Annotated in this window: 9 protein-coding genes; 4 read left to right on the top strand and 5 right to left on the bottom strand. The window is 69.1% G+C overall.

Going from position 1 to position 11,500, the window contains the following annotated elements:
- Positions 1–10: 10 nt before the first annotated feature.
- The 4 genes from IEZ21_RS25450 to IEZ21_RS25465 all read right to left on the bottom strand — a co-directional run bounded on the left by IEZ21_RS25450 (position 11) and on the right by IEZ21_RS25465 (position 6,197).
- A complete protein-coding gene (locus tag IEZ21_RS25450) occupies positions 11–1,072 on the bottom strand; it encodes an iron-siderophore ABC transporter substrate-binding protein (protein ID WP_189324195.1) in 1,062 nt (353 codons plus the stop codon).
- Entirely contained in the window at positions 1,072–2,937 is a 1,866-nt protein-coding gene (locus tag IEZ21_RS25455) for an ABC transporter ATP-binding protein (RefSeq protein WP_189324217.1), read from the bottom strand. Before IEZ21_RS25455 ends, IEZ21_RS25450 begins: the two co-directional genes overlap by 1 nt.
- 41 nt (positions 2,938–2,978) lie before the next feature.
- A complete protein-coding gene (locus IEZ21_RS25460) occupies positions 2,979–4,673 on the bottom strand; it encodes an ABC transporter ATP-binding protein (protein WP_189324196.1) in 1,695 nt (564 codons plus the stop codon).
- Positions 4,674–4,826: 153 nt separating this feature from the next.
- Positions 4,827–6,197: a lysine N(6)-hydroxylase/L-ornithine N(5)-oxygenase family protein gene (locus IEZ21_RS25465; RefSeq protein ID WP_189324197.1), complete on the bottom strand. Its 1,371-nt coding sequence runs from the start codon at positions 6,195–6,197 to the stop codon at positions 4,827–4,829.
- An 85-nt stretch (positions 6,198–6,282) separates the two neighbouring features.
- On the opposite strand from IEZ21_RS25465, the gene IEZ21_RS25470 reads away from it, so the two are divergent.
- Complete coding sequence (locus IEZ21_RS25470) at positions 6,283–7,230, top strand: methionyl-tRNA formyltransferase (protein ID WP_189324198.1); 948 nt, start codon at positions 6,283–6,285, stop codon at positions 7,228–7,230.
- Positions 7,231–7,391: 161 nt separating this feature from the next.
- On the opposite strand, the gene IEZ21_RS25475 is transcribed toward IEZ21_RS25470, so the two are convergent.
- The gene (locus IEZ21_RS25475) at positions 7,392–8,075 is read right to left on the bottom strand and encodes a GntR family transcriptional regulator (RefSeq protein ID WP_189324199.1); all 684 of its coding nucleotides are present in this window, start codon (positions 8,073–8,075) and stop codon (positions 7,392–7,394) included.
- 109 nt (positions 8,076–8,184) lie between these two features.
- On the opposite strand from IEZ21_RS25475, the gene IEZ21_RS25480 reads away from it, so the two are divergent.
- The 3 genes from IEZ21_RS25480 (at position 8,185) to IEZ21_RS25490 (ending at position 11,484) form a co-directional block, all read left to right on the top strand.
- Entirely contained in the window at positions 8,185–9,351 is a 1,167-nt protein-coding gene (locus tag IEZ21_RS25480) for a mandelate racemase/muconate lactonizing enzyme family protein (protein WP_189324200.1), read from the top strand.
- A 141-nt stretch (positions 9,352–9,492) separates the two neighbouring features.
- Positions 9,493–10,836, top strand: a complete 1,344-nt coding sequence (locus tag IEZ21_RS25485) for a cation:dicarboxylate symporter family transporter (RefSeq protein ID WP_189324201.1) — start codon at positions 9,493–9,495, stop codon at positions 10,834–10,836.
- A 363-nt stretch (positions 10,837–11,199) separates the two neighbouring features.
- On the top strand, positions 11,200–11,484 hold the full coding sequence (locus IEZ21_RS25490; protein ID WP_246568133.1) for a CocE/NonD family hydrolase: 285 nt from the start codon (positions 11,200–11,202) through the stop codon (positions 11,482–11,484).
- Positions 11,485–11,500: the final 16 nt, after the last annotated feature.

An 11,500-nucleotide genomic window follows, 5' to 3' on the forward strand; every position in this document is an offset into this window, starting at 1 on the left:
AGCCGGTGCTTCAGGACGCCGGCTGCTCCACCTTCGTCGCCGTGTCGCCGTCCACGGCCGCGGCCAGCTGCGGCACCAGGCGCTCGAGCATGTACGGCAGGCTCAGAACCGACACGAACGAGACGGAGTTTCCGTAGTCGCTCGCCTCCTTGACGAAGACCTCACGGTCCTGCTTCGCCACGTTCAGGTCGGCGTAGAGGGCGTCCTTGTTGAGCTTGGCCTCGTCCTTGGCCACGTCGGAGACGATCCACACGAGGGCGTCCGTGTCCAGCAGATCGGTGCGCTCCTTGCTGATGTTGGCGCCGAACTCGTCGCCGATGACCTTGTCCAGGTCGGTCGGCAGCTTGAAGCCGAGATCCGTGAGCAGCCGGGAGCGCGCGTCCTGGCTGCCGAAGACGAACATGCCCTCGTACGGGGTGGCCATCACGGCGGTCTTCCCGGCGAAGTCCGGGTTGTCCTCGGCCGCCTTCTTGAAGTCGGCCTGGACGCCCTCGACGAGCTCCTTCGCCTCCGCCTCCTGGCCGAGCGCCTTGCCGATGATCTCGGTCTGCTCCTGCCACGGGACGCCGAAGTCGTTGTACGCCTTCGGCTGGGCCACCACCGGCGCGAACTTCGACAGGGTCTCGTACTGCTCCTTGGTCAGCCCCCCGTAGACCGCGAGAATCAGATCCGGCTTGAGCGCGGCGATCTTCTCCGTCTGCGGTCCGGTGCCGGTGTCCGTCAGCACGGTGGGGGCCTTCTCGCTGCCCAGCTTGTCGGCGGCCCAGGGGCCGATGGCGCCCTTGTAGCCGCCGAGCCACTCGGTGGTGCCGACGGGCACCTTGCCCAGGGCGAGCACGGCGTCCTGGTCGGTCAGACCGACCGTGACGATCCGCTTGGGCTCCGCCTTGATAGACGTGCTGCCGTACTTGTGCGGGATGGACACCGGGAAGGCGCTGTTCGCGGATTCCTTGTTCCCCGCGTTCTCTGCGGATCCCTCGGAACCATCTCCCGAGCCGCAGGCGGTGGTGAAGAGCAGTAGCGCGGAGACGAGCGCCGCGGCGAGGCGTGTGCCTCTGAGAGAGCCGAGCATCAGTGGTCCTTCATGGTGGTTGTGTCGGGACGGTGGTGCTGCGTGGGGGGCTGATCGGCCGTGCTACGGGTACCGGACCAGGCCTCCCACAGGGAGGCGTAGGTCCCGCCCGCGGTGCACAGCTCGTCATGGGTGCCGCTCTCCACGATCCGGCCGTCGTCCATGACGACGATCCGGTCCGCGGCCGCGGCCTGGGTGAGGCGGTGTGCGACGACCAGCGCCGTGCGGCCCTCGACCGCCCGGTCGGCCGCCCGCTCCAGCAGGCGGGCTCCGGTGCTCCCGGCCTCGGCCGTCGCCTCGTCGAGCACGGCCACCGGGGGATCGGCCAACACCAGCCGCGCCAGGGCGAGTTGCTGGACCTGCGCGGGCGTGAGGCGGTGTCCGCCCTCACCCACGACCGTGTCCAGGCCCTCGGGCAGCGCTTCGACCCAGTCCAGGGCCTCCACGGTGGCCAGGGCCGTGCGCAGCTCCTCGTCGGCGGCGTCGGCCCGCGCCAGGCGCAGATCCTCCGCGAGCGAACCGGCGAAGACGTGGGTCTCCTGCGTGACCAGCGCCACCGGCAGACCATCGCCGTTGCCGTACGCTCCGGCGCCGGTCAGATGCACCGAGCCGGACGTCGGGGCGTGCACGCCCGCGATGAGCTTGGCCAGGGTCGTCTTGCCCGCGCCGCTCGGACCGACCAGGGCCACGCGTTCGCCGGCGCGGAGCGTCAGGTCCACCTCGTGCAGGACGGGACGGCCGGGCTCGTACGCGTGGTCGATGCCGATCACGGTGACGGTGCCGTCCGCAGCCGTGCCCGGCTCCCGCCGCTTGTGAGGATTCGCCGCCTCTTCCGGCTCGGGGTCCGGCTGGTCGGCGACCCCGACCAGCCGGGCGAGCGCGGCGGTCGCCGACTGCGCGTCGTCGAGCAGTACCAGCGCGGAGTTGATCGGGGCGAACAGGCTGTGGAAGTACAGGGCCGCGGCGGTCGCGGTGCCGATGGACACCGAGTCGGCACGCACCAGCAGGAACCCAGTGACGAGGACCGCGGCGAGGCCGGTGTACTCGGCCACGTGCAGCCGGTTGTAGAACCGCAGCACCAGCTTCACTCCGCGCAGCGTCAGCTCCACCGCCGCCGACGAACGCCGCGTCACATGCGTGGTGTGCTGCTCCTCCAGTCGGAACGCCCGCACCGTGCCGGCCCCGGCGATGGTGTCGAGGAGCTGTTGCTGCTGAGCGCCGGTCGCGATGCGCTGACGGGCATAGAGCGGCACGGCATTGCGTACGTACCAACGGGCGGTGTGCGCCTGGACGGGCACCGCGAGGAGGGCCGCGAGCAGGAAACGCCAGTCCAGCGCCGCCATCGCGCCCAGCGTCAGCACGATGGCCAGCAGGGAACGGGCCAGTTCGGGCAGGGCGTTGCGCACCGCCTCGGCCACCACCGAGACGTCCCGGGTCACCCGGGCGGTGAGGTCTCCCGCGCCCGCCTTCTCCACCTGCTCCAGCGGCAGCCGCAGCGCCTTCTCCACGAACCGCTCGCGCAGTTGCGCCAGCAGGGTCTCGCCGAGCCGGGAGACCAGCGTCAGGCCCAGCGCGGTGGTGCCGCCCTGGGCGAGGGCGACCAGTACCAGGAGGACGACCGGAGTCGTCACGTCCCCGGGCGGGCGCCCCTCGGCCACCACGTCCACGATGCGGCCAAGGAGCGGCTGGACGAGCAGACCCACACCGGTGGCCGCGACCATCACCGCGAAGCTGCCGAGGGCCAGGCCGCGCCGTGGATGCACCAGTTCGCGGACGGCGGCACGGGTGCGGGCCCCGGTCGCCGTGGGCAGCAGTTCCCGGGTGTCGGGCGCCTGCTCGTCCGTATCGGGGCCTGCTGCGGTCATCGCTTCCTTGGTCCCGTTGTTCTCGTTCGCCGAGGTGTCGCTCATGACAACACCGCCGCGCGGTAAGCCTCGTGACGGCGTACCAGATCGGTGTGCGGGGCCGTGTCGGTGATCCGGCCGTCGTCGAGCAGCACCACCCGGTCGGTGACCGCGAGCAGTGCGGGGCTGGTGGTCACGAGCACCGTGGTGCGGCCCTTGCGGATCTCCCTCAAGCCGGTCGCGATCCGGGCCTCGGTCACCGTGTCGACCGCGGTGGTCGGATCGTGGACCACCAGCACGGGCCGGTCGGCCGCCAACGCGCGGGCGAGAGCGACCCGTTGGCGTTGCCCGCCCGAAAGGGACCGGCCGCGCTCACTGACCGCGGTGTCCTCGCCGTCCGGCAGGGTCTGCGCGACCTGTGCGACCCCGGCCGCCGTCATCGCCGGTTCCGCATCGTGGGAGTCGGGCGCCGCGGCGGTGACGTTGTCGCGGACGGTGCCTTCGAAGAGGTCCGCGTCGTGCTCGGCCACCAGCAGGGCCGTACGCATCTGAGCGGGATCCAGGTCGCGCAGGGACACGCCGTCCAGTTCGACCGTTCCGGCTTCGGGGTCGGTCTGCCGGGACAGGCAGCGCAGCAGGTCGGCGGCGTGTGCGGGGTCGGTCGCGACCACGCCGAGGAGTTCGCCGGGTGCGATGTCCAGGTCCACCTCGCGCAGCCCGCCGTGGCTGAGCCCGCTCAGCCGGACCGCGCCGCGCACCTGCTGCGGCAGGCTCTGGCCACCGGACGTGACGGAGTGCGGCGTGGCAAGGACCTCTGCGATCCGGGCGGCCGAGGCCCGGCCCTGCGCGAACTCGGCGTTGACCCAGGCGAGCGTCTCCAGGGGCCCGAGCAGGAAGAGCGCGAGCCCTACCGCCGACACCAACTCGCCCAGGCTGATGCTGCCTTGGGCGGCCAGTCGGCCACCGACGAGTGCGACGACGGCGATCAGGCAGCCGGTCAGCGCCAGGACCATGCCGTTCTGGAAGGCCTGCGCGCGTGCGGCCCGCAAGGTCGCCTGCAGGGAGTCGCGGCTGGTGGTGCGGTAGCGGGCGATGGCCGTCGACTCGCCGCCGATGCCCTTCAGGATCCGCAGACCGGCCACCAGGTCGGCGGCGACGGCCGATGCGTGCGCCGCCCGCTCCTGCTCGGCCTCGCTGCGGCTCTCCAGCGGCTTGCTCAACAGATGCCCGAGCCAGAGCAGGACCGGTGTGCCGAGCAGCACCACCAGACCGAGCAGCACCGACGTACGCAGCAGGACGACGGCACAGGTGAGCAGGCCCATCAGTGCCGAAATGCCGAACATCAGCGCCAGGTTGACGGCACCGACCCGCTTGGCGTCCTCGGTCGCGATGTTGGCCATCGCTCCGGGCAGCCGGCCCTCCTCCGCCCCGCCGCCGGGGTCCAGGACCCTTCGTACGAGAGTGATCCGCAGCGAGTGCTCGGCCTGCACGGAGGCCTTCTCACCGGACCAGGCGCCGATGCGGAAGCTCAACGCCAGTCCCACATAGACCACGGCGAGGATCGTGAGCCAGAGGAAGAGGGCGCCGGTGTCGGAGTCGGTGACGGCCTGGTCGATCACGATACCGATCAGGACCGGAACCAGCGCCTCGCCGATCTGGTGCCCGGAACCTAGGAGAGAGCCGAGCGCGACGTTACGTCGCTGACCCCGGACCGTGTCCCTCAGGACGTCCCGCCCCGACGGATATGAAGGACCCACCCGTACCCCTCCGGGATCGGACAAAGAGAAAAACCTAGGTGAGGCTACCCTAAGTCGAAGCGCCTGCCCAGCCCGGGGCGCGCACACGACCGCTCCGAGCGCCGTTCGACGGCACGCGCGCGCGTGCCGTCGTCACGACGATGAACTGCCCTTTCAGGCCGATGAATTGACGGAGGAACTGACAGAGGCACTGATTCCCGCGGCCGCGTCGCTCGCACGGTGGGCGAGCAGGGAGTCGAGGATCTCGCCGGAGCGTACGGCGGTGGTGGACAGCAGGGTGGAGGTGAGACCGTGCGTGTGCTCGGTCGCGCCCTGCAGATAGATGCCCGCGGTGACCTCGGCCGCGACCTCCACGCGATGGTCGCGGCCCACGCGTACGGCATCGTCGTCGTCCCGCAGACAGAGCTTCGCGGCCCTGCCCAGCAAGGTCTCGAGGTCCCTGGGCCGGTAGCCGGTCGCATGGACCAGCAGGTCGGAGGACAGCACCTCCCGCTCGCCGGTGGGCAGGAACTCGACGGTGACGTCCAGTCGGTCGTCCAGTGTGCGTACGTCCCGGATACGGGAGACGTTGCGCAGGCGCAGACGTTCGTTGCCCTGGACCTTCTCGCGGTACATGGTCGCGTACAGCGACTCGATCAGGTCCATGTCGACCACCGAGTAGTTGGTGCTGCGGTGGTAGTCGACCAGGGACTGCTTCACCTCGGGCGTCGACTGGAAGTAGACGTCCACGGCCTCGGGGTCGAAGATCCGGTTGGCGAAGGGGCTGTCGTCGGCGGGGGTGTACCCGTACTTGGCGAAGACCGCGCAGACCTCCGCCTCGGGGAAGGAACGGTGCAGATAGTCGACCGCCTCCGCGGCACTCTGACCTGCGCCGAGGACCAGAATGCGGCCCACCGAAGTACCGGATTCGTTCAACTCGCGTACGCGCGGCACCAGTTGGCTGTTGTGCCAGATGCGGTCCGACAGTTCGGTGCCCGGCGGGAGATGGGGCTCCAGGCCGACGGCCACCGAGATGTTACGAGCCCTGCGGACGACGGTGCGTTCGGGGGCGCCGGGGACGCGGCTGACGACGTCGAACCAGCGGACCTCTCCGTCCTCGGCCAGTACCGGCTCCACGGAGACGACTTCGGCGCCGTAGTCGACCTGGTGCGCGATGCGGGCGGCGGCCCACTCGAAGTACTCGTGGAACTCGATCCGCAGCGGGAAGAGTGTCTTCGCGTTGAGGAAGTCCACGAGTCTGCCGCGCTCCCGCAGGAAGCACAGGAAGCTGAAGTCGCTGGTCGGATTGCGCATCGTGACAAGGTCCTTGAGGAAGGACACCTGCATCGTGGCGTCGTCGATGAGCATGCCACGGTGCCAGCCGAAGGACGGCTGACGTTCCAGGAACCGGGCTCGGATGCGATCTTCGGGTGCGGCTCGGGAGTTGTGTTCCTCGACTGCGATGGCCAGTGCGAGGTTTGACGGGCCAAAACCCACGCCGATCACATCGTGGATGGCGTCCGGTTCGTCGTGCAGTGCGTTCACCGCAACTTTCCTTCCCTTAGGCGCCACTGATGTTAAATAAGGTTAGCCTTACCTTGCAATGGTGTGTTCTAGGAGAGGATCGAGTATGCGGGTCGTCATGTTCGGCTATCAGACCTGGGGGCACCGCACGCTCCAGGCTCTGCTGGAGTCCGACCACGAGGTGGTCCTGGCCGTGACCCACCCCAAGAGCGACCACGTATACGAGAAGATCTGGGACGACTCGGTGGCCGATCTCGCCGAGAAGCACGGCATCCCGGTGCTGCTGCGCAACCGCCCCGACGACCCCGAACTCCTCACCGCGCTACGCGAAGCGGAACCGGACCTGATCGTCGCCAACAACTGGCGGACCGTGCTGCCCCCCGAGGTCTTCGACCTCCCGCCGCACGGCACGCTCAACATCCACGACTCGCTGCTGCCGGCGTACGCGGGCTTCTCCCCGCTGATCTGGGCGCTGATCAACGGCGAGCGGGCAGTCGGCGTCACGGCGCACCGGATGAACGCCGAACTCGACGCGGGCGACATCCTGTTGCAGCGAGCCGTACCGGTGGGCGCCACCGACACGGTCACCGATCTGTTCCACCGCACCGTCGACCTGATCACGCCGGTCGTGACGGAGTCGCTCGACCTGATCGCCTCGGGACGCGCGCAGTGGATCCCGCAGGACCGCAGCCGGGCCAGCTTCTTCCACAAGCGGTCGCTCGAGGACAGCCGGATCGACTGGACCTGGCCGGCCGAGGACCTGGAGCGCCTGGTACGCGCCCAGTGCGACCCGTACCCCAACGCCTTCACCTACCACCGCGGTCAGCGCCTGCGCATCGTCGAGGCAGCGGTGTCGGAAGCCCGTTACGGCGGCACTCCCGGCCGCATCTTCATCCGCGAGGGCGACGGCGTGGTCATCGTCGCCGGCGCGGAGGCCAGGAACGGACAGCTGCGCGGCCTCTGCGTGAAGCGCGTCCGCACCGAGGACGGCACGGAGCACGCGGCGGCGGAGTACTTCCGCACGATGGGGGGCTATCTCACGGCGCGTCCGTGACCTGACGGACCGGCGGGTTACGCGAACTTGCCGAAGTCCGGTGCGGTACCGCGCCCCTGAGGAGGCCGTAGGCCCTGCTCAGGGGCGCGGGGCTGTGTCGATTTGCGGCTCCGCCGCGATGGGGTCCCCCCATGCATCACGATGGCGCCGGTCGCCGCGCGTCACGTCGCGCGAATGCCCTCGCGGTCTTCGAGGGCGCTGATGGCGGTGGCGGTGAGGCTGTGGGTGATGTGGCCTCGCATCAGCTGGGCGGCTTCGGCGGCGCGGCCGTCCACTATCAGGGAGACAAGCTGGTGGTGTTCCTGTAGGTCCCGGGTGCGGGGTTCGTCACCGGGCGGGAGTTCGAGGCCGAGGCGCCGGTAGCGATCGGACTTGTCCCACAGGTCGTCCAGGAGACGGATGAGGACGTCGTTGTGCGAGGCCCGGTACACCGCCTGGTGGAAGGCGCGGTGGGCCGTGAGTGCCTCTTCCCCCCATTGGCGGGTGACGGGGAGGAGCTTGTTGACGGCGGCCTGCATCGTGGCGATGTCGTCGTCGGTCCGTCGCTGGGCGGCGAGTTCGGCGGCGGTCGGGTCCAGGGACAGGCGGACCTCGAAGAGCTGGCGGGCCTCGGTCGAGTTCATGACGGAGACTCGGACGTCGCGGTGGGTGTCGACGGTGACGAGTCCCTCGCTGCTGAGGCGGCGGATGGCCTCGCGCAGGGGAGTGATGCTCATGTTGAGGGACTCGGCGAGGTCGTACTGGGCGAGCCGTGACCCGGCAGGAAGAGTGCCGAAGAGGATCCGATCGCGGAGTTCCGCGTAGGCGAGGTCGCTCTTGCTGAAGAACAGGTTCTGTCCTGCCATGGCCCCCTGACCGTTCCTTTCCGGAGGTTCCCCACCCCTTGACATCCCGCATCGGGCCAGCCCAGTCTAACAGCCGTCGCATCTTATAAGATATGAGAAAGGTTCCGCAGTGAAGATCACCAACGTCTACGAGGGCGTCGTTCCGATCAGCTCCTCGATCCGCAACGCCTGGATCGACTTCAGCTCCATGGACTGTTCGATCGTGGCGATCGAGAGCGACGTCATCCGGGACGGCAAGCCCGTGGTGGGCTACGGCTTCAACTCCAACGGCCGCTACAGCGCCGGAGAGATCCTGCGCCGCCGGGTCCTGCCCCGCCTCCTCGAGGCCGAGCCCGGCAGCCTGCTCGACGAGCAGGGCGGCCTGGACCACGCCAAGGCGTGGGACGTGATGATGAACAACGAGAAGCCCGGCGGGCACGGCGAGCGTTCGGTCGCGGTCGGCGTGGTGGACATGGCCCTGTTCGACCTGGCCTCCAAGATCGAGGGCAAGCCGCTGTACCGGTATCTGTCCGAGCGCTACGGCGACGGGCAGCCCGACGACTCCGTCTTCGTCTACGCCGCCGGCGGCTACTACGCCCCGGGCAAGACCCTCACCGACCTTCAGGACGAGATGCGCGGCTTCCTCGACCTGGGCTACGACGTCGTCAAGATGAAGATCGGCGGCGCCGACCTGGCGGAGGACCTGCGCCGTATCGAGGCCGTCATCGACGTCCTGGACGGCGACGGCTCCCGGCTGGCCGTCGACGTCAACGGCCGCTTCGACCTCAACACGGCCCTGGAGTACGGGCGGGCCATCGAGCCCTACGGGCTGTTCTGGTACGAGGAGATCGGCGACCCGCTCGACTACCACCTCAACGCCACCGTCGCCGAGCACTACACCGGCTCCATCGCCACGGGCGAGAACCTCTTCTCCCTCCAGGACGCCCGCAACCTGATCCGCTACGGCGGCCTGCGCCCCGACCGCGACACCATCCAGGTCGACCCCGCGCTCTCCTACGGTCTGGTGGAGTACCTGCGCATCCAGGACATGCTCCGCCGGCACGGCTGGTCATCGAGGCGCTGCATCCCGCACGGCGGGCACCAGTTCTCCCTGCACATCGCAGCCGCCCTCAAGCTCGGCGGCAACGAGTCCTACCCGGGCGAGTTCCAGCCCACCGGCGGCTTCGCCGACGACGCCGTCGTCGAGAAGAGCCGCGTCGGCCTGACCGACACCCCCGGCATCGGCTTCGAGAGCAAGGCCGCCTTCTACGAGGTGCTGCGCGCCCTGCACAGCTGACCGCCACCCCACCGCAGACGCGCCCGCGCCCGCCACCGGGCGGGCGCCACACGAGACCGGGGGCGCGCGAGCCGCGTCGCGTCCCCCGCACCCCCCACGGGACAGGGCTACACACGATCGTCGTGCAAGGGAGCACCAACGATGACAAGCACCACCACCGCCGCCGACCGCCCGCAGCGGTCACGGCTGAGCCGTCTCATACGGGAGCTGTGGTTCCAGGTCGTACTGGCCGCCGTCCTCGGCATCGCCGTCGGCATCCTCGCGCCCGGCCTGGGTGAGGACCTGAAGCCGCTCAACGACTGGTTCATCGCGCTGGTCAAGATGATCGTGATCCCGGTCGTCTTCTGCGTGGTCACCACCGGCATCGCCTCCATGGACAACCTGCGCAAGGCGGGCCGGATCGGTGTGAAGGCGATCGGCTACTTCCTGGTGCTGTCCCTGGCGTCCATGCTGATCGGGCTGGTCGTCGCCAACATCTTCCAGCCCGGCTCCGGCCTGCACGTCGACCCCTCGTCACTGAACGCCGACGACGTGCCCAAGACCGCCACCGAGCACGCCACCTTCACCGGCTTCATCTCCTCCCTCATCCCCGCCTCCCTGCTGGGCGCGATCACCGGGGATGCGATCCTGGCCGCGCTGATGGTCTCGATCGTCTTCGGTGTGGCCCTGAACATGGCCGGCGAGGAAGGGGCACCGCTGACCCGCGGCATCAAGGCGCTGTCGGACGTCGTCTTCCGCATCGTGGGCTGGGTGATGCGGCTCGCGCCCTTGGGCACCTTCGGCGCCCTGGCCACCGTGGTCGCCACCTACGGCGCCGAGAGCCTCAAACAGCTCGGTTACCTCATCATCCTGTTCACCGCGACGTGCGTCGTCTACGTCCTGGTCGTCCTCGGCGCCATCATGCGGGCCTGCCGCCTGAGCCTGTTCGGCCTCATCCGCTTCCTCAAGGCCGAACTGCTCGTTGCCCTCAGCACCTGTTCCAGCGAGGCCGTCCTGCCCCAGCTGGTACGCAAACTGGAGATCCTCGGCATCGGCCGGCCCGTGGTCGGCATCGTCATCCCCTCCGGGTTCTCCTTCAACCTGGACGGCTCCGCGGTCTACCTCACGATGGCCTCCCTCTTCCTGGCCCAGGCCATGGGCATCGACCTGTCCTGGCAGCAGCAGCTGATCATGGTCGGCGTCATGATGCTCACCAGCAAGGGCACCGCCGGGATTGCGGGCGGCGCGTTCATCGTCCTCGCCAGCACCGTCACCGCGGTCGGCCACATCCCGCTCGCCGCCCTCTCCCTGATCGTCGGCATCGACCGCATCCTCAACGAGGGCCGCGTCTTCATCAACGTCCTCGGCAACGCCGTCGCCACCATCGTGATCGGCAAGTGGGAGAACGACTTCGACACCGAACAGGCCCGCAAGGTCCTGCACTCCCGCACCACCACGCCGCCGCAGGCCAAGGTGGACACCACCAAGGCCGGCGCCGACAAGTAGCCGTGCCCGTCGAGTGCAGTCACCCCTCGACGGCATATACGTCACCCACCGGCGGCATCCTCCAGGCCGCCATGCACCAGGACAGTTGAGAACCCGTCCCGTGAGCACGCCCAGCGTCTCCTACTCGATGACCATCCGGCTCGAAGTCCCGCGGCAGGCAACGCGGTCTTTCAGCTGACGGCCACGACGGAGGCGCTGGGCGGTTCGGTCACCGCCCTCACCGTCGTCAGCCGACGCCGAGCGTCTCGAACGGTCCTTCCCTGAGACCTCCTCTTCGACGACTCCGGTAATTGACAGGGTACGAACGTACCTCTTAACGTACCCAAATCCAGGACGACGCCGGCAGCTCAACGAGGAGCACCGATGCAGCACCTATACGACATAGATGTCCAGGTTCCGATGCGTGACGGCGTAGCCCTCGCCGCCAACGTGTGGCATCCGGCCGAGGGACAGGCTCCGACGCTGCTGGTGCGCATGCCGTACGGCAAGGACGTGATGGGCCTCGGCCAACCAGCCATGCCCGACCTCCTGGCTCTGGTGGAGGCCGGCTACGCGGTGGTGGTGCAGGACTGCCGGGGCACCCACCGCTCGGAAGGCGAGGGGGCCGTCGGAAATCTACGTGTTGCTTCCGGGGCTTGGGCTCGTTGACGTGGTATGGGGCGTT

Origin of the sequence: Streptomyces flaveus, assembly GCF_014647675.1 — a bacterium.
Classification (GTDB): Bacteria; Actinomycetota; Actinomycetes; order Streptomycetales; family Streptomycetaceae; genus Streptomyces; species Streptomyces flaveus.